We start from the raw sequence: 26540 nt of genomic DNA, 5'->3' as shown, positions 1-26540 counted from the left end.
GCCGCCAAACGTATCAGAAACAGATGGCGTGAGAAATCGTTTTATGTGCTGCAATACAGCATAGAACTGCGCACTCATCCGCACTTTGGCCGCAGCCCGGCCGCCTGCGCCTGCTGGTACACCGGCGTCAGGCCCGGTGCATCACGGCGCAGTTCCTGGATCCGGTTGGCCGGATCGGGGTGGGTGGACAGCCACTGCGGGCTGCGACCACCGCTGGCCGCCATCATGTTCTGCCACAGATCGACCGCCTGCGCCGGGTTGAAGCCGGCCTGGGCCATCAGCCGTTGGCCGATGACATCGGCCTCGCTTTCCTGGGTCCGCGAGCCTGGCAGCAGAAACGCCGCCTGCGCACCCATGCCACCGAACTGGTTCAGTGCGTTGGCTGCCGACTCACCTGCATAAGCTCCAACCAAGGCACCGGCAACAGCCAGGCCGGTCTGCGCGCTCATCTGGCGCGTAATGCGCTCTTCGTGGTGGCGGGCGATCACATGGCCGATTTCGTGGCCGATCACGGCAGCCAGCTGATCCTGGTTCTTGGCGACGGTGAAGATGCCGGTATTGACGCCCACCTTGCCGCCGGGAAGGGCGAACGCGTTGGGTTCCTTGTCGACAAAGACCGCCGTCTCCCACCGTACGCCACGGTACTGGGGCGGCAACTGCGCCACCAGCGCGTTGACCACGCACTGCACGTAGCCGTTCTGGCGGCCATCGGTGCTGATCTTCTCTTTCTGCTTGGTCTCGGCAAACGCCTGCGCGCCGAGCTGGTCCAGCTGTGCCTGCGACACGCCGCCCACCATCTGCCGTCGTCCGGTAGGCGAGGTCGTGGTCGCGCAGGCACTGACGACGGTGGTGATGACTAGAGCCAGCAGCAGTTGTTTCATGGGTCCGCCCCCGTGTTCATGTGCGCAGTGTGTAGCGTACCTGCTTAATCTTTCGTCAAGCGGGCACAGCGTTACGTTGACCCCAGGAACACCATTGCGGCCAGCGCCACCGCGTTGTTCAGCGCATGCGCGGCGATGGCCGCCCACAGGGTGCCGGTACGCCGGTACAGCCAGCAGAAGGCGGCGCCCATGCCGCCGTAGACCAGCCACAGCTGCGCCATGCCCAGCAGCGAGTTCTTGCTGACACCGGGCACTTCATGGACCAGCGCGAAGGCCAGGCTGCTGAGGACCAGGCCCAGCCAGGGGCGGCCGGCCTGCCACAGGCGCCCGAACAGGACGCGGCGGAACAGCAGTTCTTCGTACGCCGGCGCGAGGACCACCGCAAACAGCACCAGGAACAGTGGGAAGCGCGCGATCGCGCTCTGCATCAGTTCCACGTTGGTCGGCACCGGCTCGATCCCGAACTGCCTGGAAAGGAAGGCGATGCCGTTGCTGCCGAGTACGATCAGGGTCGCCATCAGCAGGGTCCACCCCCACGTGGACGGCCTCAGCAGCGCCTGCCGCGAGGCCTGGCGTTCACTGACGCTTGCCGGACGCCGCCAGAAGTACAGCAGCAGTGCCGCGCCGCCGGTAGCGATCAACGCCATCAGGATCTGCGCCAGGGCACCGGGCTGGCCGACCGCTGCGCCGACGGCATCCGGCGACAGCGCGCCGCCGTTGGCATCCGCATTGGCACGGCTGACCATGATCGCGCGGTAGAAGCCCCAGAACAGGCCACTGACCATGCTCAGGCCGATCACGGTGATCGCGGCAATACCCAGGTCGATGAAGAAACCTGCCAGCGGGGCCACGGCACGCGGCGGGACAGACGCGGGCGGAACCGGAGGCGGAGCGGAAGCCGGGGCGGAAACGGACATCAGATACCTGCGTTCAAGGGACAGAGGCCGGTGCGCCTCCCCGCGCACCGGCCGGCTGCCGATTGTGTCAGATATCCAGGTTGGCGACCTTCAGCGCATTGTCTTCGATGAAATCGCGACGCGGCTCGACGACATCGCCCATCAGGGTGCTGAAGATCTGGTCAGCTGCGACGGCGTCTTCGATGCGCACCTGCAACAGCCGACGGGTTTCCGGATTCACGGTGGTGTCCCACAGCTGCTCCGGATTCATTTCACCCAGACCCTTGAATCGCTGGATCTGGCGACCGCGCTTGGCTTCCTCGAGCAGCCAGCTCTGCGCCTTGGCAAAGCTGTCGACTTCGATCGACTTGGCGCCGCGGGAAATCGTCGCGCCCTCGCGGACCAGGCCGTGCAGCAGCTTCGACGCCTGGTGGATGGCGCGCAGTTCACCACTCTCGAACGCCGACATCGGCAGCACCTGGATGTGCTGCTCGCCCATGTGGCGACGGGTCACCAGCACGGCGGCCGGACGCTCATCGTTGGCTTCCTGCAGCTCCAGGCTGAAGCGCGGGCTGCCCAGGCTGCCCTGGTTGAGGCGCTTGGCCAGTGCATCCAGGCCTTCACCGTCGCCGGCACTGCGCAGGCTCTCCATGTCCATCGGCACGAAATCAACCAGCGCCTCGAGCAGGTTGCGGTCGTAACGGTGGGCGTTGCGCTCGATCGAATCCTGCGCGGCGGCGTAGGCCAGCAGCAGTTTTTCCAGCGCCAGGCCTTCGATGCCTGGTTCGCCGGTGGCCGGCACCAGCGTGGCGTTTTCCACCGCACTGCTGGCCAGGTAGCTGTCCAGCGCGGGGTCGTCCTTCAGGTACAGCTCCTGCTTGCCCTGCTTGATCTTGTACAGCGGCGGCAGGCCGATGTAGACGTAACCGCGCTCGATCAGCTCCGGCATCTGACGGTAGAAGAACGTCAGCAGCAGGGTGCGGATGTGGGCGCCGTCGACGTCGGCGTCGGTCATGATGATGATCTTGTGGTAGCGCAGCTTGTCCGGGTTGTACTCGTCACGGCCGATGCCGGTGCCCAGCGCAGTGATCAGCGTACCGACCTGGTCGGAGGACAGCATGCGGTCGAAGCGGGCACGTTCCACGTTGAGGATCTTGCCGCGCAGCGGCAGCACGGCCTGGTTCTTTCGGTTGCGGCCCTGCTTGGCCGAGCCACCTGCCGAGTCACCCTCGACGATGAACAGTTCGGACAGCGCCGGATCCTTTTCCTGGCAGTCGGCCAGCTTGCCCGGCAGGCCGGCGATGTCCAGTGCGCCCTTGCGGCGGGTCAGGTCGCGGGCCTTGCGCGCGGCTTCACGTGCACGCGCGGCGTCAACGATCTTGCCGGCGATCGCCTTGGCTTCGTTGGGGTTTTCCTGCAGGAACTCTTCCAGGCGTGCACCGAAGGCGTTTTCCACTGCCGGGCGCACGTCGGAGCTGACCAGCTTTTCCTTGGTCTGGCTGGAGAAGCTCGGGTCCGGCACTTTCACCGACAGCACCGCGATCATGCCTTCGCGCATGTCGTCGCCGGTCAGGTTGATCTTGGCCTGCTTGGCGATGCCGTTCTGCTCGATGTAGTTGTTGAGCACGCGGGTCAGCGCACCGCGGAAACCGGCGAGGTGGGTGCCGCCGTCCTTCTGCGGAATGTTGTTGGTGAAGCAGTACATCGTCTCCTGGTAGGAGTCGGTCCACTGCAGCGCCACATCCACGACGATGCCGTTGTGCTCGCCGGTGACCGAGATGACGTTCGGATGCAGCGGGGTCTTCAGCTGGGCCAGGTGCTCCACGAAGCTGCGGATGCCGCCTTCGTAGTGGAAGTCGTCGCGACGGCCATCACCGCGCTCGTCGGCGAGGACGATCTTGACGCCGGAGTTCAGGAACGACAGCTCGCGCAAGCGACGGGCCAGGATGTCGTAGTGGAATTCCACGTTGTCGTGGAACGCAACGGTCGACGGCCAGAAGCGCACGGTGGTGCCGCGCTTGGTGGTGGTTTCCAGCTTGGCCAGTGCAGTCACGGCGGCGCCGTTGCTGAATTCCTGCTGGTAGTGGAAGCCGTTCTGGAACACATCCACCAGCAGCTTCTGCGACAGCGCGTTGACCACGCTGACGCCGACGCCGTGCAGGCCGCCGGACACCTTGTAGCTGTTGTCGTCGAACTTGCCACCTGCGTGCAGGACGGTCATCACCACTTCGGCGGCGGACACCTCGCGACCCAGCTTGGCGCTCATCTGCTCGTGCTTGCCGGTGGGGATACCGCGACCGTTGTCGGATACCGAAACCGAGCCGTCGGCGTGGATGGTCACTGCAACGTGGTCGGCGTGGCCGGCCAGCGCTTCGTCGATCGAGTTGTCGACGACCTCGAACACCATGTGGTGCAGACCGGTGCCGTCATGCACGTCACCGATGTACATGCCGGGACGCTTGCGGACAGCCTCCAGGCCTTCCAGGGCGGTAATGCTGTTGGCGTCGTAATTGCCGTTGTTTGCCGGGGTGTTCTGTTCGTCGCTCATTGCGCTTGCCGTAGGCTCCGCAGGTCGGCCACCGCCGGGAGCGATGTGCCGAGAATGAAAGGATTCCAACCCGAATTATACCAGCCGGGGTCGAGCGGCCCTGGTGTGCCCACTATGGCACAGCCACGATCTGTGCATGTTCCACGTGGAACCGGGCAATATGGGTCAGCTCCTGCAGCGCTGCCGGGGTTTCGGTGGCAGTGACAAAGATCTGTGCCGGTCCGCTGAGCAGGCGCTCCAGTACCCGCGCCTGGTGGGTCCGATCCAGCTCCGAAGCCAGATCGTCGAGGGCAATCACCGGCCACTCGCCGCGCTGCTCCGCGTAGTCCTCGGCCTGTGCCAGCAGGCACGCCAATGCCGTCAGCTTGGCCTGGCCGCGAGAGAGCGCGTCACGACCGGGAATGCTGTGGAAATCCACGCTCCAATCGGCCCGGTGCGGCCCGACCGAGGTGTAACCGGCCTGGCGGTCACGTTCCCGTGCCAGAAGCAGGGCATCGGCCAGAGGAAGCTCATGCCGACGCCACCCCGCACTGAGTTCCAGGCCCTGGATGCCGAGCTGCGGCGCCAAGCTGGCAGCCAGCGCCACGGTGCGCTGCTGCAAGCGCTCCAGGTAGTGCTGGCGACGACTAGTCAGAGGTTCTCCGGCCTCGGCGAGCTCATGATCCCAGGTATCGAGCATCCGTGGCGGCCCGCCTTGCTTGAGCAGGGCGTTGCGCTGCTTCAGCGCACGCGAATAGCGGCGCCACAGGGACAGGAAATCAGGTTCCACGTGGAACAAGCCCCAATCGAGGAAACGGCGACGGGGTTCACCGCCTCCACTGACCAGCGCGTGGCTGCCGGGCTCGAACGTCACGACGGCCAGCGCTGCGCATAGATTGCCCAGCTGGGCCACGTCCTCACCGTCCAATCGTCCCTTCCAGTCCTGGCCACTGTGGCGCAGGCCGGCCTTCCGGCGGTGCGGCGGGTGGTTCGCGCGTTGTTCGTCCCATTCGACGAAGATTTCCAGGGCTTCCTGGCCCTGGCGCACCAGACCATCGCGTACCCGGCCTCGGAAGCTCCGCCCGTACGCCATCAGATGCAGGGCCTCCAGCACGCTGGTCTTGCCGGCACCGTTGTCGCCAGTCAGCAGGTTCAGTCCCGGCTGGGGCGAAAGGTCCACCGCACTGAAGCGACGCAGTTGGTGCAAGGCGAGGCGGCGGATAAGCATGGGGCGCGAAAGACCATCCGCACGGGGCGGTAGAGGGGGCGGGGAATCCATCAGCTTACTGCATCGGTCAAGCCGGGGCCGACGGCACCACGTACCGCGTGGAGCGGGGTAGTCCAGAACGATGCCCTGTTCCACGTGGCGGCAATGGCGTGCGGGTTACCTCGAAATCCTTCGATTCTGCACCGCGATGGCGGGAGCAGCCGCCCAGATTTCAGCGAAATCAGCGCGTCTACGGAGAGCGGTTCGTGATAACGGACGGAGAGCCCGCGACCGTTCCTGCAGATTGCTTCAAATCTGAGACCCAAGGTCCTGGAGGGTTCCACAGATTTCAAGAAATTCGCGCCGATCGTTTCACGCTGTCCACAGCGGCACTGTATGACTTATACACAAGGTATGGGCAATCTGTGGATAAAAAAGCGGCTTTGCACCGGCCTCGAAACTATCCACAGGTTCCCCCCCAGGCTGTGGGGCCTATATACAGGGGGTTTCAGCCCTAAAAAGATCTTTTAAATCATAAACATAGCCTGTTTTTCCACCAGATCTGGAGCTACCATCACCACCATGCTTTAGATTTATACCCAGATTTAGAAGCTAGGCGAGCCCCGATCTGCCGGAAATGCAGCCTGTGGACAGGGTCGTTTCGCAGAGGCGCGAGCACCGCGATGTCGGCTGCCTTCACCTGCGTCAGCGCCTTCCGCTGGGAAACCCGCCCGGCTGAGGAAAGAGCACTGAGTTCCTGATCGGGCGGCCGTCCGACGAACCGGAGTCCTGGCCAGGGGCAAGCGATTGCCTGGGACACCTACCGCCTGTTTCACTCCGATCCGAAGCTCGATAAACCGGCCGCACAGACCGGCCCAGCGGAAGCACGTTTCGATGCTCCACGTGGAACCAAAAAAAACACCCGGGAATATCCCGGGCGTCGTCTGGTTCCACGTGGAACAGGACCGCTGTCAGAGCCGCAGCGGCATCACCACGTGGCGCGATTTCTCGCTGCTGGATTCACGTACCAGGGCCGAAGAGTTGGAATCGCGCAGCTGGATGATGACTTCCTCATCGCGCAGGGCCGAAAGGGCATCCAGCAGGTAGTTCACGTTGAAGCCAATCGCCAGGTCGCTGACGGTGGTGTCGGCTTCGATCTCTTCCTGCGCCTCTTCCTGTTCCGGGTTGTGCGCACTGATCTTCAGGTTGCCCGGCGAGACTTCCACGCGGATGCCGCGGTACTTCTCGTTGGAGAGGATCGCCGCACGCTGCAGCGACGCGCGCAGCGCCTCGCGATCGACCTTCACTTCGCGGTCGGCACCGATCGGGATCACCGCTTCGTAATCCGGGAAGCGACCGTCGATCAGCTTGGAGGTAAAGGTGACATCGTCGCGCTTGACGCGGACGTGGCTGCGGCCGACTTCCAGCTCGATCTCGCGATCGCCGCTTTCCAGCAGGCGCTGCAGTTCGGTCACGCCCTTGCGCGGCACGATGATCTGTCGCTTGGAACCGCTCGGCTTGGCCAGATCGGTTTCACACAGTGCCAAGCGATGGCCATCGGTCGCCACGGTGCGCAGCGCATCCCCGCGCAGGTCGAACAGCAGGCCGTTGAGGTAATAGCGCACGTCCTGCTGCGCCATCGCGAACGCGGTGCGCTCGATCAGCTCCTTCAGGGTCGCTTCGCCGATGGCGACGCGCTCGGTGGCTTCCACTTCATCCACCGACGGGAAGTCGTTCGAAGGCAGCGTGGCCAGGGTGAAACGGCTGCGACCGGCCTGCACGGTGATCTTGTCACCGGTCTGCGAGACGGTGATCCGGCTGCCGTCGGGCAAGGCGCGGATGATCTCGAACAGCTTGCGGGCGGGAATGGTGGTTTCGCCGTCCTGGGCATCTTCAACCGCGATCCGCGACACCATCTCCACTTCCAGGTCGGTACCGGTCAGCGACAGCTGGCCGTTCTGCACCTGGACCAGGAAATTGGCCAGAACCGGAAGGGTCTGGCGGCGTTCGACCACGTTGACGACCTGTGCCAACGGCTTGAGAAAGGCTTCGCGCTGCAGTGTGAAACGCATGTGGTTCCGTGCCCCTATGCTTTAAAAAATGTGGAATAAATCAAAAGCTTGGTGGTGCTGGTAGAGACAGAATCGCTGGAAAACAATGCTAAGTCTTTGTAATTAAAGGTATTTCAGACCTCGAAACCCTCTGCATTACCGACCCCCAAGGGGTGGGGAAAGCTGTGGATAAATCTGCTGCGATTTCAAACGGCATTTTTATCCACAACGTGTCCCGCGCTTGCTACCGGATTCTGCACCGTTTTGTGCGATGACGCCTCATCGGCATCCGTGCATCATTCGCTCAGCTTCCGGATCAGCTTGTCCCAGTCCTCACGGAGCTTGCCGTCGGTTTCCATCAGGGTCCGGATCTGGCGGCAGGCGTGCAGCACCGTGGTGTGATCGCGACCGGCAAAGGCGTCGCCGATCTCGGGCAGGCTGTGCTCGGTCAGTTCCTTGGTCAGCGCCATGGCGACCTGACGGGGGCGGGCCAGCGAGCGGGTCCGACGCTTCGACAGCAGATCCTTGATCTGCAGGCCGTAGTAGTCGGCAACGGTTTTCTGGATGTTGGGAATGCTGATCGCCTGCTGCTGGGCGCGCAGCAGGTCGCGCAGGGTTTCCTGGGCGAACTCGGTGGTGATCGCGCGGCCGGTGAAGTTGGCGCGGGCGGTCAGGGTATTCAGCGCGCCCTCGAGGTCGCGCACGTTGGAGCGCATCTTCTTGGCGATCAGGAACGCAACATCATCGGGAATCTCAGCACCACGTTCGCGTGCCTTGGCCAGCACGATCGCGGCGCGGGTCTCGAAGTCCGGCGGTTCGATCGCGACCGACAGGCCCCAGGCAAGACGCGACTTCAGGCGCGCTTCCAGGCCCTCGACTTCGCGTGGATAGCGATCGCAGGTCAGGATGATCTGCTGCTTGCCATCGAACAACGCGTTGAAGGTGTGGAAGAACTCTTCCTGCGTGCGGTCCTTGCCGGCAAAGAACTGGATGTCATCGATCAGCAGCGCGTCGACCTGCTGGAACTGGCGCTTGAACTGATCCATGGTCTTTTCCTGCAGGGCCCGGATCATCGCGCTGAAGAACTGTTCCGAACGCAGGTACAGCACCTTCGCACCTGGATTGGCCTGGCGCATGGCGTTGCCGGCGGCGAACATCAGGTGGGTCTTGCCCAGGCCGGTGCCTCCGTACAGCAGCAGCGGGTTGTGCGCGCGATCGCCCGGTTTCTGCGCTGCCTGGAAGGCAGCAGCCAGACCCAGCTGGTTGCTGCGGCCTTCAACGAAGTTGGCGAACGTGTAGTGGCTGTCCAGATTGCCGGCGAACGGCACCTGCGGCTCACTGGCGATGTGCGCCGACGGCGCGGAAACGGCCGCGTTCTGCGCTTCCACCGGCCGTGGGCGCGAGCCGATTTCAAGAAAAACGTCGCTGAAGCCGGCGAAATGGGCCAGCAGCTCGCGGATACGGGCCAGGTACAGCTCGCGTACCTGGTCGACGATGAAGGCATTCGGTGCATACAGCACCAGGCTGTCCGCGCGCAGATCGGCCTGCAGCGGCTTCAACCAGGTGTGAACGTCTTCCGGCGGGAACTCCGCTTCAAGGCGCTCGAGACTACGGGACCAGGCATCCATCAGCAATAATCGTCCGGTGGCCGGGGCATGGACGCGACAAGGCGCCCAGACACAGGCCGGAAAGGGGGGAAATGGATGGCTCAGACTACCACCGAGCGCCCGCCTTCGGAATGCTTGTCCCCTACTTATTCACAAAAACATCCACAGCTATTGCACAGCCCGGTGAATTCGCGTAGCTGTCAGGGCTTGACGCGGGGCAGGGTACCTCTCTAGAATTTCCGGTTCTTTCCGTCCCATTCATACGAGAGGCCCCCAATGGCCACGAAGCGCACCTACCAGCCCAGCAACCTCAAGCGTAAGCGCGACCACGGTTTCCGTGCCCGTATGAAGACCGCTGACGGCCGCAAGATCCTGTCGCGTCGCCGCGCCAAGGGCCGCAAAGTCCTGAGCGCCTGATTGCCATGCCGCACCTCGCGGCAGACGCAATCCCTTCGACAGTGAATACTGCAGACCCGCGCAAGCGATTCCCTCGCTCTGCGCGGGTTCGCACGCGTGCCGAATATTCAACGGTCTTCAACGGCGCCCGCCGTGTGTCCGATCCGCTGATGACCCTGCACTGGCTGCCGGCTGACCGGCCGGCCAGGCTGGGTCTGGCGGTTTCCCGCAAGGTCGATCCGAACGCCGTGGGGCGTAACCGGATCAAGCGCGTCCTGCGCGACATCCTGCGTCAGACACGTACCGAAATCCAGCCAGGCGACTTCGTCGTCGTGGCCCGTAGTGCTGCGCGTTCCGCCAGCAACGACGAGATCCGCCAGGCCTTCCTGCGCCTGCTGCGTCGCCTGCGTGCATTGCCCGCGCCGGGCGTGGACGGCACAATGCCGCCGCCTGATGGCATCGCAACTCCTTCTTTGACCGAGCCGGCATCGCGTCCCGGCCCCGCCGAGCCTGTCCGCTGATGAACCAGACCCGCGTATTCCTCATTTTTGCCTGGCTGATGGTGGCCGTGCTGCTGTGGATGGAGTGGAGCCGTGAAAAGGCTGCCCCCACCCCGGCACCGACGACCACGTCGGCCCCGGCCGCCGCACAGAGCGTTCCGGGCGCGACCCCGGGCAGCATCCCCAGCGCCCAGGTCCCGGGTGCCCCCGGCCAGGCGGCGGTGCAGGCGCAGGCCAGCGCGACCCCGGCCAGCCAGCGCGTGACCGTCACCACCGACGTGCTGCGCCTGGTGCTCGATGGCGGCCGCGTGCTCGACGCCGAGCTGCTGCAGTTCCCGCAGACCAAGGACGAAGGCAGCCCGCCGGTACGCCTGCTGACCGAGGACCCCGCGCATCCGTACAGCGCGATCAGTGGTTGGGCCAGCGAGGACAAGAACACCCCGGTTCCCGGCGCTGACGGCTTCAAGCTGGTGGGCGACACCAAGGACTTCGTGCTGGCCAAGGGCCAGAACGAGCTGCAGATCCCGTTCGTGTGGACCGCTGACAACGGCGTGACCATCAAGCGCACCCTGACCGTGTCGCGCAACGAGTACGCCGTGCGCTTCAAGGATGAAGTCAGCAACGCCGGCACCGCCCCGTGGAACGGTTACGTCTACCGCACCCTGGACCGTACCCCGACCATCCTGTCGCGGAGCATGACCAACCCGGATTCCTTCAGCTTCAACGGCGCCACCTGGTACGACAACGACAAGAAGTACCAGCGTCGTGCGTTCAAGGACTACCTGGAAGACGGCACGCTGAACCAGAACATCACCGGCGGCTGGCTGGCGATGCTGCAGCACCACTTCTTCACCGCCTGGATTCCGCAGAAGGACCAGACCGCGCACTACGTGCTGTCGCAGGTGGCCGGTCGTGACCTGATCGAAGCGCGTGGCCCGGCCTTCACCCTGGCCCCGGGCCAGTCCACCAGCACCGAGGCCCGCCTGTGGGTCGGCCCGAAGCTGGTCAACCTGATCGCCAAGGAAGACGTGCCGGGCCTGGACCGCGTGGTCGACTACAGCCGCTTCTCGATGATGGCGGTGATCGGCCAGGGCCTGTTCTGGGTGCTGAACCAGGTGCACAAGCTGGTCGGCAACTGGGGCTGGGCGATTGTCGGCCTGGTGGTGCTGCTGAAGCTGGTGCTGTACCCGCTGTCGGCGACCCAGTACAAGAGCGGCGCGAAGATGCGTCGTTTCCAGCCGCGCATCGCGCAGTTGAAGGAACGCTATGGCGATGACCGCCAGAAGTTCCAGACCGCGATGATGGAGCTGTACAAGAAGGAAAAGATCAATCCGATGGGCGGCTGCCTGCCGATCCTCATCCAGATGCCGATCTTCTTCGCCCTGTACTGGGTGCTGGTGGAATCGGTCGAACTGCGCCAGGCGCCCTGGTTCGGCTGGATCCAGGACCTGACCGCACGCGACCCGTACTTCATCCTGCCGGTGATCAACGTGGCGGTGATGTGGTTCACCCAGAAGCTGACCCCGGCGCCGGGCATGGACCCGATGCAGCAGAAGATGATGCAGTTCATGCCGCTGGTGTTCGGCGTCATGATGGCCTTCATGCCGTCCGGCCTGGTCCTGTACTGGGTGGTCAACGGCGGCCTGGGCCTGCTGCAGCAGTGGTGGATGACCAAGCGCCATGGCGGCGAGCCGGTGGCGGCCACCACCGCGCCGGCCCCGGTCAAGAAAAAGTAATCCCGACCGCAGGTCACCTGCTTTGTAGAGTCGACTGTTAGTCGACTGGCGGACGAGCAGTCGACTAACAGTCGACTCTACCGCCCCGATCGACGCGAGAAGCCCGCCGCAAGGCGGGCTTTTCGCATGCGGCGTTAGAATCGCCTGCACACCGTTCCTCCCACCTTCGAGTCCGCCATGCCGCGTGCGTCGTCGTTCCGCCTGTTCCTGCCCTCGCTGTTGTTGACCCTGGTTGTTGCCGGCTGTGGCGACCAGGACGCGAAGGCGCCGGCGACCACCGTCACCCAGGCGAGCGCGCGGGCCGCGGCCGCCGCCGATCCCGCGGCCGCACCGTTGCTGGCGGCCCTGCAGAAACAGCTCGACGGCTACCGCCGGATCATCGTGCTGCTGGCCGACGAGGCGCAGCAGTCGGCCGCCGACCGCGGCACTTCCACGCGCGTGGGCCAGCAGCTGTTCCACGATGGCCTGGAACAGCGCACGGCCATCGCCGCGCAGTTCGACACGCTGCTGCGCGGCGGCAGCCCGCAACGCTTCGCCACGCTCGGCACCGTGCTGGACTACATCGAGTCCGCGCCGGAGCTGTTCGACGCCGACCGCCTGGCCTTCCGCGAAGTGCTGCGTGATCTGCATGAGCGTGTCGGTACCGATTCCTCGCTGCCGGCGGTGAAGCTGCACCAGCGCATCGGCGAGGACCTGGAAGCGCTCGACGAGATCGAACGCAACTACAATCAGGAACTGACCCGCATCTTCAGCCGCTTCGAGCGCACCCGCGCCATCGAGCTCAAGCGCGAGAAGTGGGACGATTACATCGCCCACCTGCACAAGGACTACAGCCGCGAAGCGATCCTGCGCGACTACGGGGTGATCGAGCCCTACCCGATGTCGATGAAGGACAGCGACCGTGAGATCTTCGGCCGCGACCTGCCGGCCAAGACGGTGGTGCTGACCTTCGACGATGGCCCGCACAAGGCCTACACCGACGAAGTAGTGGCCATCCTCAAGCGCTACGACGTGCCGGGCGTGTTCTTCGAGGTGGGCCGCAACCTGGGCAAGGTCGAGGCCGATGGCAAGGTCAGCCTCGGGCCGATGGCGAAGATCAGCCGCAACCTGATGGAAGAAGGCTATGCGGTGGGCAACCACAGCCTGACCCACGCCCAGCTGTCGCGCACCACCGGCGACGCGCTGCGCCAGCAGGTGCTCGACACCGACACGCTGCTGAAGGACGTCGACACCAAGCGCGCACCGCTGTTCCGCTTCCCGTATGGCGCGCGCAATGCTGAAGGCCTGCAGCTGCTCAACGAAGCCGGGCTGAAGTCGATCATGTGGAACATCGACTCGATGGACTGGGCAGACCCGGTGCCGGAGTCGATCGTGCAGCGCGTGCTGGACCAGGTGAACAAGGAACAGCGCGGCATCATCCTGTTCCATGACATCCACGATCGTGCAGTGAAGGCACTGCCGCAGATCCTCGACCGGCTGATCGCCGATGGCTACCAGTTCGCCGGCTGGAACGGCCGCGACTTCACTGTCGCCCGTGCGCGCAAGGGCGATACCGGTGCCGCCACCGTCACCACCGGCTACGAGAAGTCGTGGGCGATCGTGGTCGGCATCGACAACTACGCCAAATGGCCGAAGCTGGAGTACGCCAGCCATGACGCGCAGGCGGTGGCCGATACCCTCACCGGGCAGTTCGGCTTCCCGTCCTCGCAGGTGATCGTGCTGAAGAACGAGCAGGCCACCCGCAACAACATCCTGGCCGCGTTCCACGACCGCCTGGCCGATGACCGCACCGGCAAGAACGACCGCGTGTTCGTGTTCTTCGCCGGCCATGGCGCGACCCGCCAGCTGGCCTCCGGGCGCGATCTCGGCTACATCATCCCGGTCGATTCGGATCCGAAGGAATTCGCTACCGACGCCATCGCGATGACCGACATCCAGAACATCGCCGAGAGCATGCAGGCCAAGCACGTGATGTTCGTGATGGACGCCTGCTACAGCGGCCTGGGCCTGACCCGCGGTGGCCCCTCGTCCTCATCGTTCCTGCGCGAGAACGCGCGTCGCAGCGCGCGGCAGATGCTGACCGCCGGTGGTGCCGACCAGCAGGTGGCCGACGCCGGCCCGAACGGCCACTCGGTGTTCACCTGGGTGCTGCTGCAGGCACTGGCCGGCAAGGGGGACCTCAACGGCGACGGCCTGATCACCGGTACCGAGCTGGCCGCCTATGTGGCGCCGGCGGTGTCGGCGGTCTCGCACCAGACCCCGGCCTTCGGCAGCCTGCCCGGTTCGCAGGGCGGCGAGTTCGTGTTCCAGGTGCCGGACAGCCAGGAATTCCTCAACGCCGGCACACGCCAGCTGACTGCCGATGCGATCGCGTTGAACAACAAGGTGGATGCTGCCAGCGAGGCCAAGGACAGCCAGGCACCGGTGACCGTGGCTGACCTGCAGGGCGGCAAGGCCAAGCTGGTGGTGCCCACCGCCGGTCCGGCCTCCGACCGCCAGCGCGCGCAGCAGGCCAACGACCGTGGCCTGCAGCTGTATCGCGAGAAGCAGTACGACGAGGCGGCCGCGCAGTTCACCGAAGCGCTGAAGCTGCGTCCTGATTTTGCCCAGGCGGCCAACAACCTCGGCTTCGTCTACTACCGCCAGCAGCGCTATGCAGAAGCTTCGCGCTGGCTGGAGAACACGCTGAAGATCGACCCGTCGCGCGCCGTGGCCCACCTGAACCTGGGCGATGCCTACTTCAACGCCGGCGACAACGCCAAGGCCAAGCAGGCCTACACCACCTACCTGGCACTGCAGCCGCAGGGCAGCGGTGCGGCCCAGGCGCGCGCGCAGCTGGAGAAACTCTGAGCGATGAACGAGGCGATCCACACCGACACCATCGTCGCCATTGCCAGCGCGCCCGGCGCTGGCGGCGTCGGCCTGCTGCGCCTGTCCGGTCCGCGTGCCGCGGCCATCGCCCACGCGCTGGGTGCACCTGCGCTGCGCCCGCGCCACGCGCACTACGCGCGCCTGCGCGATGCCGAGGGCGAAGTCATCGACGACGGCATCGTGCTGTGGTTCCCCGCACCGAACAGTTTCACCGGCGAAGAGGTGGTGGAACTGCAGGGCCATGGCAGCCCGGTGCTGCTGCAGCAGCTGGTCGCGCGCTGCATCGCGCTCGGTGCGCGCCAGGCGCGGCCGGGTGAGTTCAGCGAACGGGCGTTCCTCAACGGCAAGCTGGACCTGGCCCAGGCCGAGGCCATCGCCGACCTGATCGCCGCCGGCGACAACCGTGCCGCGCGCGCGGCGCGTCGCTCGCTGGACGGCGTGTTCTCGCGCCGCATCGAGGCCGTGGTCGAGCAGCTGGTGCTGCTGCGCATCCACGTCGAAGCGGCCATCGACTTTGCCGACGAACCGCTGGATACGCTCGGTGGCGCACAGGTGCGGCGTGGGCTGGAACAGGCGCGCAGTGATCTGGCCTTGCTGCGCCGCGATGCCGAACGCGGTCGCCGCCTGCGCGATGGCCTGCATGCGGTGCTGGTCGGTCCACCCAATGCCGGAAAGAGTTCATTGCTCAATGCGCTGGCCGGCAGCGAGCGTGCCATCGTCACCGACATCGCCGGCACCACCCGCGACACCCTGCGCGAAACCATCCGCCTGGATGGCCTGGAGCTGACCCTGGTCGACACCGCTGGCCTGCGCGACGGCGGCGATGCCATCGAACGCGAAGGCATGCGCCGCGCCCACGTGGAAATCGAGCGCACCGACCTGGCGCTGATCGTGCTGGATGCGCGCGATCCGGCGGCCGGCGAAGCCGCGCTGGGCGAGGCCGTGGCGTCGGTGCCGCACAAGGTCTACATCCACAACAAGTCGGACCTGCTGGCGGCGTTGCCGTCGCTGGACGATCCGGACCGCGTGTTCGTCTCGGCCGCCACCGGTGCCGGGCTCGAGGATCTGAACGCGCGCCTGCGTTCGATTGCTTCGGCCGGTGCAGGGGAGCAGGTGGACGGTGAGTTCTCGGCGCGCACGCGGCACGTGGATGCAATCGAGCGCGCGCAGGAACACGCGCAACTCGCCTACGGCGAGCTGGCGCACGAGCACCTGGAACTGGCCGCCGAGGAACTGCGGCTGGCCCATGATGCGCTGGGTGAGATCACCGGGCAGATGAGTGCCGATGATCTGCTGGGAAGGATCTTCTCGAGTTTCTGCATCGGCAAGTAGGCCTTGGCAGTGCCGGCCGCTGGCCGGCAACCCAGCCGAACGAGCTCCTCGGGATCGCTACGGGGTCGGAGCCCCTGCGGCGATCCGACCCCGGTTCCCCCACCTGTCACATTGCCGCCGCATACTGACGGCCATCACATACCGCTTGGGGAAGTCGCAGTGAAGTCGTGGGGTTGTGCATTGCTGTTGTCGCTGGCCATGGCACCATCGGTGGCCATGAGTGCTGAATCCTCCACCCCGGCTGCACCCAAGGTGTCGGTCTACGGCCATCGCGGGGCAAGCGCGCTGCTGCCCGAGCACACCCTGGCGTCGTACGCGCAGGCCATCGCCGATGGCGCCGACTACATCGAGCCGGACCTGGTGATGACCAAGGACGGCGTGATGGTGGCCCGGCACGAGAACGAGATCGGTGGCACCACCGACGTCGCCTCGCATCCGGAGTTCGCCAGCCGCCGCACCCGCAAGGTGATCGATGGGCAGCAGGTCGAGGGCTGGTTCACCGAAGACTTCACCCTGGCCGAGCTGAAGACCCTGTACGCCCGTGAGCGCCTGCCGGAACTGCGCAGCACCGCCTACGACGGCCAGTTCCGCATCGCCAGCCTGGACGAGATCCTGGCATTCCTGGTGCAGCAGGCCGGGCGTGCCAACCGCGGCATCGGCCTGGTCCCGGAGATCAAGCACCCGACCTACTTCCAGTCCATCGGCCTGCCGATGGAAGACAAACTGCTGGCTGCGCTGCGCGGCAATGCGTACACCAACGTCGGCCCGGTCACGATCCAGTCGTTCGAGACCGCCAACCTGCGCTACCTGCATGGCAAGATCGGCCGCGGCAGCAACATCCGCCTGCTGCAGCTGCTGTGGAAGGGCGATACCCAGCCGGCTGACATCGCCAAGGCCGGTGGCACGCTGACCTACGCGCAGATGATGACCCCGGCCGGACTGAAGGACATTGCCGGCTACGCCGATGGCATCGGCCCCGAACTGCGTTCGATCATTCCGCTGGATGCCAAGGGCGCGCTGGGCACGCCGACCTCGCTGGTACGTGATGCGCATGCCGCCGGGTTGATGGTGATTCCGTACACCTTCCGCCCGGAAAACCACTTCCAGCCCAGCAACCTGCGCAAGGGCGCCGACAGCGCGCGCAATGCCGAGGGATCGATCGCCGAGATGCGCGTTTACCTGGCGACGGGCATCGATGCGTTCTTCACCGATGACCCGGCGCTCGGCCGGCAGGCGGTGGATGGAATGGGCGCGGCGGGGAACTGACCGTCCCGGTAGTGCCGGCCGCTGGCCGGCAACGCGAGGATTGCCAACGAAGGTTCATGAGGTTGCCGGCCAGCGGCCGGCACTACCGCCGCTTCAACCGCGCGGCTCATCCGGGCGGCGGAATGGAATCACCACGTGGTCCTGGCCCTCGCGCGGCGTCGTCGGCCAGCGGCTCTGCCTCGTCATGGGATGGGCGCGGCGGGGAACTGAATTTCCCGGTAGTGCCGGCCGCTGGCCGGCAACGCGCGCACTGCCAACGAAGGTTCATGAGGTTGCCGGCCAGCGGCCGGCACTACCGCCGATTCAACCGCGCGGTTCGTCCGGGCGGCGGAACGGGATCACCACGTAGTCCTGGCCCTCGCGCGGCTGCCACAACACCGGCACGCGCTGCGGCGACGGCGGCTCCAGCTCGTCGTCGGGCAAAGGCTCGACGTCTTCTTCTTCGTCTTCCCAGCTGTAACGCTGGCGCGGCGGCAACGGGTCGGCGTTGCGGAACAGCAGCGCGGCGATGATGCCGGCGAAGGCGCCGCCCATGTGCGACTGCCAGGACACGCCATCGGCATGCGGCAGGATGGTCATCAGCATGCCGCCATAGAACAGCATGCCGATCAGGCCGGTGGCGATCGCCGCGCGGTCGCGGCGCAGCAGGCCGAGGCTGGCCAGCAGGAACATCAGGCCATGGGTGACGCCACTGGCGCCCAGGTGCACGCTGCCCGGATTGCCCAGCATCCACGCGCCGAGGCCCGAACCCAGCCACAGCAGGGGCAGGGCACGCACGGTGGCTTTCGGATACACGCTGCCGGCGAGGGTGCCGAGGATCAGGATCGCGATGCTGTTGGCGGCGATATGCTCGACCGAGGCATGCAGCATCGGGCCGCCGATCAGGCCGAGCAGGCCCTTGGCTTCCAGCGGCGCGACCGCCCACGGTCGCCAGTCGAACGTGCCCTGCAGGGCGAACACGGCCACCAGCACCAGCACGGCCGCCAGGCTGACATTGAACGCCCGCAGGATGCGCGAGCGGTCATTGCGGGGGGCCGGCACGTCGCCGGCGGGCAGGGGCGTGTTGTTGTCCATACCTCAGCAATGGCGGTGGCTGGCGCGAAACCAAGGCCACCGCAACGGGAGAGTGGAGGCGGCCGGCGGGACAATCCCACCGGCCGCGCTGTTCAGCCGGTCAGGCTCAGGCCTGGCCTTCGCCTTCCTTCGGCGGGTACTTCAGGCTGAGCACCACGGTGGCGGCGATGATCACCGCGACCACGCCCAGCGACACCGGCGTCGGGATCTTGAACAGGTCGATGATCATCATCTTGATGCCGATGAAGCCCAGCACCAGTGCCAGGCCATACGGCAGCAGGTGGAAGCGGTCGGCCATGCCGGCCAGCAGGAAGAACATCGCGCGCAGGCCCAGCACCGCGAACACGTTGGAGGTGAGCACGATGAACGGGTCGGTGGTGATCGCGAAGATCGCCGGGATGCTGTCCACGGCGAAGATCACGTCGGTGACCGCGATCAGGATCAGCACCGCGAACAGCGGGGTGAACCAGCGCACGCCATCGCGCTTCACGCTCAGCGCGTTGCCGGCGTAGTCCGGCAGCAGGCGCAGGTGCCTGCGCATCCAACGCAGGGCAGGATTGGTCTCCAGGTCCGGCTCCTGGCCGGCGGCGAACCACATCTTCCAGCCGGTGAACAGCAGGAAGGCACCGAACACGTAGAGCAGCCAATGGAACTGGCTGATCAGCACGCTGCCGGCGAAGATCATGATCGTACGCAGCACGATCGCGCCCAGGATGCCGATGATCAGCACCTTCTGGCGCTGCTCCTCCGGCACCGCGAAGTAGCTCATGATCATCAGGAAGACAAAGATGTTGTCGACCGCCAGCGCCTTCTCGACCAGGTAGCCGGTCAGGAATTCGAGCCCGACCTTGTTGGCCACCACCTGGCCGGCGGTCTCATTCAGGTAGTACCAGAGGCCCGCATTGAACAGCAGGGCCAGCACGACCCAGCCGATGGACCACCACAGGGCTTCCTTGAAGGTGACCTTGTGCGGTCCACCGTGGCGCATCAACACGAGGTCGACCAGCAGGGCGATGACCACCACCGCCGCGAAGCCGCCCCACAACCACACGTTACCGATCGTCTGCATTGGGAATGTCCGTTGGAAAGATGAATGCCAGGCCGGACGGCGAGGATCTGCAACGGAGGATCGGGAGGGGGATCCAGGGACAGAGCTTCGCCAGTACGGCGAAGGTCTCGCTCGCAGTCCCAGTCGGCTGGAACTGCCGTTGCACCGGAGCCTGCGGGCTCGAAATGACGGCGACAACGTCTGGGAGCTACTCCCCTTCTGGCGCCGATTCTGCCGTCTGGCCGGGCCGCCGTCAAATGCCGGTTTGCCGGGGTCGGACCCCAACGGGGCTCCGACGCCGGGGCCGTCGCCACACTGGGGTCAGAGCCCCTGCGGGGATCTGACCCCGGCGCCCGGTTTACAATGGGTAGATGAATACCCCCCTTCCCGTTGTCCGCCTCAAGAATGCGTGGCGCTCCAGCCACCCGTGGATCTTCCAGAAACTGGTCGAGAAGCCGACCGTCCGGCCCAAGCCCGGTTCCATCGTCGACGTGGTCGGCATTGATGGCGAATTCATCGGCCGCGGGTTCTACAACGGGCACTCGCGCATTGCCGTGCGCATCCTTGAAACCGACCAGAACGTGCCGGTGGATGCCGGCTGGTTCTCGCGCAAGATCGCCCAGGCGGTGTCGCTGCGCCGTGAGGTGCTGAAGCTCGATGCGGTCTCCGATGCCTGGCGCGTGGTGCACAGCGAAGGCGACGGCCTGTCCGGCCTGGTGGTGGATCGCTACGGAGACCTGGTGGTGGTCGAGTTCTTCGCCGCCGGCATGTTCCGCCACCGCGAATGGATCTACGACGCCCTGCGCGAGCAGTTCCCCGGCTGCCGCTTCCACAGCTTCGCCGACGAGCACGTGCAGAAGCAGGAGAGCTTCGACTTCCACGGCAACACCACCACCGAAGCGGCGGTGATCACCGAGTACGGCATCAAGTTCCGCGCCGATCCGGCCGGTGCACACAAGACCGGCTTCTTCGCCGACCAGCGCGAGAACCGCGAATGGCTGAGCCAGCAGGTGGAAGGCAAGAGCGTGCTGGACCTGTGCTGCAACACCGGCGGTTTCGCGGTGTACGCAGCAGCACGTGGCGCTTCGGAAGTGGTCGGCATCGACATCGATGAGGACGTCATCCAGATCGCCAAGGGCAATTCGCGCCTGAACAACGTGCGCCCGAAGTTCATCCAGTCCGACATCTTCCCGTGGCTGCGCGACGCCGCCAACCGCGGTGAGCAGTACGACGTGGTGATCCTGGACCCGGCGAAGATGACCCGCGACCGCGACCAGGTCATCACTGCGCTGAAGAAGTACCTGGACATGAACAAGCTGGCGCTGGGCGTGGTCAAGCCGGGCGGCCTGTTCGCCACGTTCTCCTGCACCGGCCTGGTGGCCGAGGACCAGTTCCTCGACATGCTGCGCCGCGCGGCGTATTTCTCCGGCCGCACGATCCAGATCCTCAAGGTGGCCGGCGCCGGTCCGGACCACCCATTCATGGCCCACGTGCAGGAATCGCGTTACCTGAAGGCCGTGTTCTGCCGCGTGGTGGACTGACCGCGTGACGCTGTAGAGCCGAGCCGCGCTCGGCTCTACAAATCAGCAGGCCGCAGCGCTATGGTCGGGCTCTTCCCAATGCCGGTGAGAGCCCATGCCTTCGTTGCGCCCCCTGTCCGTCGTGCTCGCCCTGGCGCTGTGCGCGCCGCTGTCGGCCCACGCCATCGAGTTCAGCGCCGAGGAACTGGCCCGTGCCAAGGCGCTGCAGCAGCGCCTGGTCACGCTCGACAGCCATCTGGATACACCGGCCAATTTCGGCCGAACCGGTTTTGACATCGAGCAGCGCCACGACCGCAACGCCCTTTCGCAGGTGGATTACCCGCGCATGGTCGAAGGCGCGCTGGATGGCGGCTTCTGGGCGATCTACACCGACCAGGGCGACCGCAGCGCCGCCGCGCATCTGGCCGAGCGTGACCATGGCCTGCAGCGGTTGATGCAGATCCGCGAAATGCTGGCGGCCAATCCCGAGCGCTTCGCGCTGGCACTGACCGCCGATGATGCCGCGCGGATCAAGGCCGCCGGCAAGCGCGTGGTGTACATCAGCATGGAAAACGCCAGCCCGCTGGTGGACGACCCCAGCCTGCTCTCGTTCTACCACCGTGCCGGGCTGCGCCTGCTCAGCACCGTGCACTTCGCCAACAACGAGTTCGCCGATTCGGCCACCGACCCCAAGGGCGCGGAATGGAAGGGACTGAGCCCGGCCGGCAAGGAACTGGTGCGACAGGCCGTGAAGCTGGGCATCGTGATCGATCAGTCGCATGCCTCGGACGCGGTGTTCGACGATCTGCTGGCGATGATGCCGGTGCCGTTCGTGCTGTCGCACAGCTCGGCCAAGGCGGTCTACGACCATCCGCGCAATCTGGATGACGCGCGCCTGCGCAAGCTGGCCAGGGCCGGCGGCGTGATCCAGGTGAACGCCTATGGCGGCTACCTGATCGACACGGCGAAGACGCCCGAGCGCAAGCAGGCCGAAGAAGCGCTGAGCAAGCAGCTGGGCGGCTGGGAAGGCATGGGCATCGAGCAGGGTGTTGCCCTGCTGAAGGCCGAGCAGGCACTGGACCACGAGCACCCGGTGCGCCACGCCAGCCTGGATGATTTCTTCGCCCACTTCGAGCACATCCTCAAGGTGGTCGGCCCCGAGCACGTGGGCATCGGCCTGGACTGGGATGGCGGCGGTGGCCTGAGCGACCTGCCCGATGTCAGCCAGCTGCCGAAGATCACCGCCTGGCTGCTGCGCAAGGGCTATACCGAGCAGCAGATTGCCGGCATCTGGGGCGGCAACCTGCTGCGGGTGATGCGCCAGGCGCAGGATTACGCGGCAAAACAGGGCGGTTGACCGCCCTTCGGTCGTGCCGGCCGCTGGCCGGCATTGCCCGCATCAACAGGATGGGAGGTGCCGGCCAGCGGCCGGCACGACCGGCGAGCCGGTTACTTCGCGATCAGTGCGTGGCGGCGGCTGTACAGGAAGTACAGCACCAGGCCGGCCACGTTCCACAGCAGGAAGTACAACTGCGTGGTGTGCGGCAGGCTGATGAACAGGTAGATGCAGCCCAGCGCGGCCAGCGGGCCGACCACGAAGGCCAGCGGTGTGCGGAAGGTTCGCTCGCGGTTCGGCTCGCGCAGGCGCAGCACCACCAGGCAGATACCCACTGCAGTGAACGCGGCCAGGGTACCGGCATTGGCCAGCGCGGCGATCTCGTCCAGGCGGGCCACGCCGGCCAGCGCCGACACCACCACGGCGGTGAACAGCGTGGTCGCCACCGGCGTGCCGGTGCGCGCATTGACCTTGGACAGGCCACGCGGCAGCAGGCCATCGCGGCTCATCACGAAGAAGATGCGGCTCTGGCCGTACAGGAAGGCCAGCAGCACGGTCGGCAGCGCGATGATCGCAATCACGCCAATCACCATCGCGGCGGTCGGATGGCCGAGCTGGCGCATGATCAGCGCCAGCGGTTCGGCGCTGTGGCCGAACACCGCGTAGCTCATCGCACCCACGGCGGCCAGCGCCACCAGCACGTAGACGATGGTGCAGCCGATCATCGACCCGATGATGCCGATCGACAGGTCGCGGCCGGGGTTCTTGGTTTCCTCGGCGGCGGTGGAGATCGCATCGAAGCCGTAGAAGGCGAAGAAGATGATCGCCGCTGCCGCCATCACGCCGTGCTCGACGCCATCGGGGCCCATCGACTTGGCAAAGCCATACGGCATGAACGGCTGCAGGTTGGCGCTGTCGAACGCAGGCAGGGCCACGGCCACGAAGATCGCCAGCGCGATCAGCTTGAACACCACCAGGATCGCATTGAGCGTAGCGCTCTCCTTGGTGCCGGCCATCAGCATGCCGGCTACCAGCCAGGTGATGATGATCGCCGGCAGATTGATCATGCCGCCTTCCACGTGCGGGCCGGCCGCCAGCCAGGCTGGCAGGTGCACGTTCCAGCCGAACTGGGTGTGCACCCATTCGAGGAAGCCGACGAAGTAGCCGGACCAGCCCACCGCCACCGTACTCACCACCAGCGAGTACTCCAGGATCAGGCTCCAGCCCACCACCCAGGCGAACACCTCGCCGAGCGCACTGTAGCTGTAGGTGTAGGCGCTGCCGGCGGCCGGCATCATCGTCGACAGCTCGGCATAGGACAGCGCCGCACAGGCGCAGACCGCACCGGCGATGGCGAAGGAAATCAGTACGGCCGGGCCGGCCAGGTTGGCACCGACGCCAATCAGCGTGTAGATGCCGGTACCGACGATGGCACCGATGCCCAGCGCGATCAGGTGCGGCCAGCTGAGCGTCGGGATCAGGCGCCTGCCGGCTTCGTGGACGGTGACGGAATCTAGGGACTTGCGCCGGAACAGGGACATGCAGGCCTCGGAAGGGGTGACTGAGAACGACAAGTTCCCGAGTGTGACCGAACGCAGCGCAGCATTGCCACTGACGGGGGTCATACCCGACGTGCCGCGCGCTGCACCGCGATCAGGCTGCCGGAATCGGCATAAAGCAGGCCGGACCCCCGCGCCGAGCGACGTCAGGGCAGGGCGGGCCAGTGGCAGCCGTCTTCCTGCCAGGCCTCGACGTCATCGTGGAAAGAGGTCCTGCGCCCGTCACGGGCACGCTCATAGCTCAGGTCCAGCACCAGCGCGCCCTGGGTACTCAGCAGGTAACGGCCGTTGAGGCGGCCGTCGATGCGCTCTTCCCACACGCTGTCGAACTGGTAGGGACGATCCTCTGCCAGCACCGTGCTCTCCATCGAGACCCGGCGCAGGGGCAGGCGCCCGCGCTGGCCGGCGTAGCGCACGTCGGCCACGCCGTCATCCAGCCAGCGCCATTCCAGGTGGATGCTGTCGTTGCGGCCGCCCGTCAGGCAGCGATGGTCCTGCACGGTGGCGCCAGAGGCGGTGCCGGCGAACAGCAGGGTCAGGGCGAAGCCGGCCAGGCGGACCATCCACGCGCATCCATTGCAGAAGGGGGGCCAGCATAGCCCGCCCTGCCTGCCATGCCCTCAGCGCCCGCGCGGCCGCAGCTGGGTGCCGCCGCTCATCAGCATCCGCGGCAACGGCATCCGCAGGAAATCGTGCGGGAACGACGGTGCCACTGCACTGATCGCATCGAGGTGGGCCAGGGCCTCGGCAGGCAGCACCAGCTGCAGCGCGTCCAGGTTGTGCTCGAACTGCGCCAGGGTGCGGGCGCCGATGATCGGCAGCGCGCCGGCGCCGGGGCGCTGCAGCAACCAGGCGAGTGCAACCTGCGCAGGCGAATGCGAAAGATCGGCAGCGATGGTTGCGACGTCCCCGGCAATCTGCAGCGAACGCGGCGTCAACGCACCATTGATCAGGGCCACGCTGCGGCGCGACCCGCCGGGTGTGGCTGGCAACGCCTCGGCGCTGGCGAGGTCGGCCGTGCTGTACTTGCCGGTCAGCACGCCGCTGCCCAATGGCGACCACGCCACCACGCCCAGCCCCAGCGCATCGGCCATCGGCAGCAGTTCATGCTCGACGCTGCGCTGGATCAGGCTGTACTCGATCTGCAGCGCCACCAGCGGCGACCAGCCACGCAGGTCGGCCAGGGTCTGCATGCGCGCGATCTGCCAGGCTGGCGTGTCCGAGATGCCGGCGTAAAGCACCTTGCCGCTGCGGACCAGGTCGTCGAAGCCCCGCATGACTTCGTCAACGCCGGTGGTGTCGTCCCAGGCGTGCAGGTACAGCAGGTCGAGGTAGTCGGTGCCCAACCGCCGCAGACTGTCCTCCACCGAGCGCAGCATGCTCTTGCGGTGGTTGCCGGCGTTGTTGGGGTCACCGGGGACGGTGGCGAGGGTGTACTTGCTGGCGATCACCAGCCGGTCGCGCTGGCCCTGGGCGAACCGTCCAAGCAGGGTTTCCGCACTGCCGTTGGTGTAGTTGTTGGCGGTATCGATGAAGTTGCCGCCACGTTCGACGTAGGTGTCGAAGATGCGGCGAGCCTCGGTTTCGTCCGCGCCCCAGCCCCAGTCGGCGCCGAAGGTCATCGTGCCCAGTGCCATCGGGCTGATGCGAAGGCCGGAGCGGCCGAGCAGGCGGTAGTGGTCCAGCGACATGGGGGGTCTCACAGGGAGGCGGCGGTACCGCCGGGAGGCACAGCATCGGCCGACCGTTCCTGTGGATAAACTGGATGGCACCGGACTCACCATGAAGAGTGGCTTCACAATGGATCCCTCCGCACCGTTGTCGGCGGTGGTCGCCTTCGTTCACGTCGCCGACCATGCCAGCTTCACCCGCGCCGCAGATGCGCTGGGCATCTCCACCTCGGCACTGTCGCAGAGCGTGCGCGCGCTGGAGGCGCGGATGGGCGTGCGCCTGCTGCAACGGACCACGCGCCGGGTCGGCCTGACCGAACACGGTGCGCGCTTCCTTGAACGTGTACGCGGCGGACTGGAGCAGATCGATTCGGCGTTCGCCGACCTCGACAGCGCGCGTGCGGTTCCGGCCGGGAAGCTGCGCATCACCCTTCCACGCATCGTGGCCGAGCGCCGGGTGCTGCCGGCACTGCCTTCGTTCCTGGCGCGCTATCCGCAGGTGGACGTGGAGCTGTGCGTGGAGCCGGCGTTGACCGATCTGGTGGCCGAAGGCTTCGATGCCGGCATCCGCCTCGGCGAATCGCTGGCGCGCGGCATGATCGCAGTACCGATCGGGCCGCCGGAACGGCAGGTGGTGGTGGCCACGCCCAGCTACTTCGCGCAGCACGGCATTCCGGCCAGCCCACACGATCTGCAGGGCCATGCATGCATCGTCCACCGCCGCGCCAACGGCCGGCTGATGCCCTGGGAGTTCAGCCGCGATGACCATGACCTGGAGGTCGAGGTCAACGGCCGGCTGGTGTTCAACGATGCCGAGCTGGCCCACGGCGCCGTGCTGGCCGGGCTCGGCATGGCGCAGGGGTTCGCGTCACTGGTGGCCGATGACCTGGCATCCGGGCGCCTGCAGGCGGTGCTGCAGGACTGGCAACCGCCGTTCCCCGGCTTCCACTTGTATTACCCCGCGCGCGAGCACATGGCACCGAAGCTGCGGGTGTTCATCGACCATCTGCGCGCAGGACTGCACGGCGGGACGGGGCCCACCTAGGCCGGCAGGCGTAGCGTC

At 66.1% G+C, this 26540-nt stretch carries 20 protein-coding genes; 9 read left to right on the top strand and 11 right to left on the bottom strand.

Annotation, left to right across the window (positions count from 1 at the left end; genetic code table 11):
• Nucleotides 1-74 precede the first annotated feature (74 nt).
• The 6 genes from LRM18_RS04550 to dnaA form a co-directional block, all read right to left on the bottom strand.
• On the bottom strand, nucleotides 75-881 hold the full coding sequence (locus LRM18_RS04550) for a M48 family metallopeptidase (protein ID WP_057494890.1): 807 nt from the start codon (nucleotides 879-881) through the stop codon (nucleotides 75-77).
• A 71-nt stretch (nucleotides 882-952) separates the two neighbouring features.
• On the bottom strand, nucleotides 953-1798 hold the full coding sequence (locus tag LRM18_RS04545; protein ID WP_064237344.1) for a CPBP family intramembrane glutamic endopeptidase: 846 nt from the start codon (nucleotides 1796-1798) through the stop codon (nucleotides 953-955).
• A 67-nt stretch (nucleotides 1799-1865) separates the two neighbouring features.
• Nucleotides 1866-4325 (bottom strand): DNA topoisomerase (ATP-hydrolyzing) subunit B, encoded by a 2460-nt coding sequence (gene gyrB / locus LRM18_RS04540; RefSeq protein WP_049468406.1) that lies wholly within the window; start codon nucleotides 4323-4325, stop codon nucleotides 1866-1868.
• 112 nt (nucleotides 4326-4437) lie between these two features.
• On the bottom strand, nucleotides 4438-5532 hold the full coding sequence (recF, locus tag LRM18_RS04535) for a DNA replication/repair protein RecF (protein ID WP_150828582.1): 1095 nt from the start codon (nucleotides 5530-5532) through the stop codon (nucleotides 4438-4440).
• Nucleotides 5533-6482: 950 nt separating this feature from the next.
• A complete protein-coding gene (gene dnaN, locus LRM18_RS04530) occupies nucleotides 6483-7583 on the bottom strand; it encodes a DNA polymerase III subunit beta (RefSeq protein WP_005411731.1) in 1101 nt (366 codons plus the stop codon).
• Nucleotides 7584-7858: 275 nt separating this feature from the next.
• Nucleotides 7859-9190, bottom strand: a complete 1332-nt coding sequence (gene dnaA / locus LRM18_RS04525; RefSeq protein ID WP_049468402.1) for a chromosomal replication initiator protein DnaA — start codon at nucleotides 9188-9190, stop codon at nucleotides 7859-7861.
• Between the two features lie 255 nt (nucleotides 9191-9445).
• Between dnaA and rpmH the strand changes: the two genes are divergently transcribed.
• The 6 genes from rpmH (at nucleotide 9446) to LRM18_RS04495 (ending at nucleotide 17270) form a co-directional block, all read left to right on the top strand.
• On the top strand, nucleotides 9446-9586 hold the full coding sequence (gene rpmH, locus LRM18_RS04520) for a 50S ribosomal protein L34 (RefSeq protein WP_005411729.1): 141 nt from the start codon (nucleotides 9446-9448) through the stop codon (nucleotides 9584-9586).
• 5 nt (nucleotides 9587-9591) lie between these two features.
• Nucleotides 9592-10086 carry a ribonuclease P protein component gene (gene rnpA, locus LRM18_RS04515; protein ID WP_074725861.1) on the top strand — a complete coding sequence of 165 codons (495 nt, stop codon included), beginning with the start codon at nucleotides 9592-9594 and terminating at the stop codon, nucleotides 10084-10086.
• Nucleotides 10086-11801: a membrane protein insertase YidC gene (gene yidC, locus LRM18_RS04510; protein WP_049468400.1), complete on the top strand. Its 1716-nt coding sequence runs from the start codon at nucleotides 10086-10088 to the stop codon at nucleotides 11799-11801. The genes rnpA and yidC overlap by 1 nt, the downstream gene beginning before the upstream one ends.
• 177 nt (nucleotides 11802-11978) lie before the next feature.
• Nucleotides 11979-14651: a polysaccharide deacetylase family protein gene (locus tag LRM18_RS04505; protein ID WP_270951665.1), complete on the top strand. Its 2673-nt coding sequence runs from the start codon at nucleotides 11979-11981 to the stop codon at nucleotides 14649-14651.
• 3 nt (nucleotides 14652-14654) lie between these two features.
• Complete coding sequence (gene mnmE, locus LRM18_RS04500) at nucleotides 14655-16004, top strand: tRNA uridine-5-carboxymethylaminomethyl(34) synthesis GTPase MnmE (RefSeq protein WP_270951663.1); 1350 nt, start codon at nucleotides 14655-14657, stop codon at nucleotides 16002-16004.
• A gap of 159 nt (nucleotides 16005-16163) precedes the next feature.
• The gene (locus LRM18_RS04495; RefSeq protein WP_270951661.1) at nucleotides 16164-17270 is read left to right on the top strand and encodes a glycerophosphodiester phosphodiesterase; all 1107 of its coding nucleotides are present in this window, start codon (nucleotides 16164-16166) and stop codon (nucleotides 17268-17270) included.
• A gap of 303 nt (nucleotides 17271-17573) precedes the next feature.
• On the opposite strand, the gene LRM18_RS04490 is transcribed toward LRM18_RS04495, so the two are convergent.
• Both LRM18_RS04490 and LRM18_RS04485 read right to left on the bottom strand, forming a co-directional pair.
• Nucleotides 17574-18344 (bottom strand): rhomboid family intramembrane serine protease, encoded by a 771-nt coding sequence (locus LRM18_RS04490; RefSeq protein WP_049468391.1) that lies wholly within the window; start codon nucleotides 18342-18344, stop codon nucleotides 17574-17576.
• A gap of 106 nt (nucleotides 18345-18450) precedes the next feature.
• On the bottom strand, nucleotides 18451-19413 hold the full coding sequence (locus LRM18_RS04485) for a TerC family protein (protein ID WP_057494898.1): 963 nt from the start codon (nucleotides 19411-19413) through the stop codon (nucleotides 18451-18453).
• A 350-nt stretch (nucleotides 19414-19763) separates the two neighbouring features.
• Between LRM18_RS04485 and LRM18_RS04480 the strand changes: the two genes are divergently transcribed.
• On the top strand, nucleotides 19764-20933 hold the full coding sequence (locus LRM18_RS04480) for a class I SAM-dependent rRNA methyltransferase (RefSeq protein WP_049468387.1): 1170 nt from the start codon (nucleotides 19764-19766) through the stop codon (nucleotides 20931-20933).
• A 94-nt stretch (nucleotides 20934-21027) separates the two neighbouring features.
• Nucleotides 21028-22269: a dipeptidase gene (locus LRM18_RS04475; RefSeq protein ID WP_049468384.1), complete on the top strand. Its 1242-nt coding sequence runs from the start codon at nucleotides 21028-21030 to the stop codon at nucleotides 22267-22269.
• A gap of 92 nt (nucleotides 22270-22361) precedes the next feature.
• Here the strand turns inward: LRM18_RS04475 and LRM18_RS04470 are convergent, their stop codons facing one another.
• The 3 genes from LRM18_RS04470 to LRM18_RS04460 form a co-directional block, all read right to left on the bottom strand.
• The gene (locus tag LRM18_RS04470) at nucleotides 22362-23789 is read right to left on the bottom strand and encodes an amino acid permease (protein WP_049417155.1); all 1428 of its coding nucleotides are present in this window, start codon (nucleotides 23787-23789) and stop codon (nucleotides 22362-22364) included.
• A gap of 164 nt (nucleotides 23790-23953) precedes the next feature.
• Nucleotides 23954-24370 carry a hypothetical protein gene (locus tag LRM18_RS04465; RefSeq protein ID WP_154331440.1) on the bottom strand — a complete coding sequence of 139 codons (417 nt, stop codon included), beginning with the start codon at nucleotides 24368-24370 and terminating at the stop codon, nucleotides 23954-23956.
• Nucleotides 24371-24427: 57 nt separating this feature from the next.
• Nucleotides 24428-25510: an aldo/keto reductase gene (locus tag LRM18_RS04460; RefSeq protein WP_202969452.1), complete on the bottom strand. Its 1083-nt coding sequence runs from the start codon at nucleotides 25508-25510 to the stop codon at nucleotides 24428-24430.
• A gap of 97 nt (nucleotides 25511-25607) precedes the next feature.
• Between LRM18_RS04460 and LRM18_RS04455 the strand changes: the two genes are divergently transcribed.
• A complete protein-coding gene (locus tag LRM18_RS04455) occupies nucleotides 25608-26522 on the top strand; it encodes a LysR family transcriptional regulator (RefSeq protein WP_270951650.1) in 915 nt (304 codons plus the stop codon).
• The last annotated feature ends 18 nt before the right edge of the window (nucleotides 26523-26540 follow it).

This window comes from Stenotrophomonas sp. PI_27 (genome assembly GCF_027854495.1).
Taxonomy (GTDB): domain Bacteria; phylum Pseudomonadota; class Gammaproteobacteria; order Xanthomonadales; family Xanthomonadaceae; genus Stenotrophomonas; species Stenotrophomonas pavanii.
The sequence above is the reverse complement of the archived record's forward strand: the minus strand, read 5'-3'. Positions and strand labels throughout refer to the sequence as shown.

Bases quoted from the DNA above. Each gene is read 5' to 3' on its own strand.
- LRM18_RS04550 (WP_057494890.1), bottom strand. From the start codon at position 881: ATGAAACAACTGCTGCTGGCTCTAGTCATCACCACCGTCGTCAGTGCC.
- rpmH (WP_005411729.1), top strand. From the start codon at position 9,446: ATGGCCACGAAGCGCACCTACCAGCCCAGCAACCTCAAGCGTAAGCGC.
- LRM18_RS04485 (WP_057494898.1), bottom strand. From the start codon at position 19,413: ATGCAGACGATCGGTAACGTGTGGTTGTGGGGCGGCTTCGCGGCGGTG.
- LRM18_RS04480 (WP_049468387.1), top strand. From the start codon at position 19,764: ATGAATACCCCCCTTCCCGTTGTCCGCCTCAAGAATGCGTGGCGCTCC.
- LRM18_RS04470 (WP_049417155.1), bottom strand. From the start codon at position 23,789: ATGTCCCTGTTCCGGCGCAAGTCCCTAGATTCCGTCACCGTCCACGAA.
- mnmE (WP_270951663.1), top strand. From the start codon at position 14,655: ATGAACGAGGCGATCCACACCGACACCATCGTCGCCATTGCCAGCGCG.
- dnaA (WP_049468402.1), bottom strand. From the start codon at position 9,190: ATGGATGCCTGGTCCCGTAGTCTCGAGCGCCTTGAAGCGGAGTTCCCG.
- yidC (WP_049468400.1), top strand. From the start codon at position 10,086: ATGAACCAGACCCGCGTATTCCTCATTTTTGCCTGGCTGATGGTGGCC.
- rnpA (WP_074725861.1), top strand. From the start codon at position 9,592: ATGCCGCACCTCGCGGCAGACGCAATCCCTTCGACAGTGAATACTGCA.
- LRM18_RS04545 (WP_064237344.1), bottom strand. From the start codon at position 1,798: ATGTCCGTTTCCGCCCCGGCTTCCGCTCCGCCTCCGGTTCCGCCCGCG.
- LRM18_RS04455 (WP_270951650.1), top strand. From the start codon at position 25,608: ATGGATCCCTCCGCACCGTTGTCGGCGGTGGTCGCCTTCGTTCACGTC.
- LRM18_RS04475 (WP_049468384.1), top strand. From the start codon at position 21,028: ATGCCTTCGTTGCGCCCCCTGTCCGTCGTGCTCGCCCTGGCGCTGTGC.
- recF (WP_150828582.1), bottom strand. From the start codon at position 5,532: ATGCTTATCCGCCGCCTCGCCTTGCACCAACTGCGTCGCTTCAGTGCG.
- gyrB (WP_049468406.1), bottom strand. From the start codon at position 4,325: ATGAGCGACGAACAGAACACCCCGGCAAACAACGGCAATTACGACGCC.
- LRM18_RS04490 (WP_049468391.1), bottom strand. From the start codon at position 18,344: ATGGACAACAACACGCCCCTGCCCGCCGGCGACGTGCCGGCCCCCCGC.
- LRM18_RS04465 (WP_154331440.1), bottom strand. From the start codon at position 24,370: ATGGTCCGCCTGGCCGGCTTCGCCCTGACCCTGCTGTTCGCCGGCACC.
- dnaN (WP_005411731.1), bottom strand. From the start codon at position 7,583: ATGCGTTTCACACTGCAGCGCGAAGCCTTTCTCAAGCCGTTGGCACAG.
- LRM18_RS04505 (WP_270951665.1), top strand. From the start codon at position 11,979: ATGCCGCGTGCGTCGTCGTTCCGCCTGTTCCTGCCCTCGCTGTTGTTG.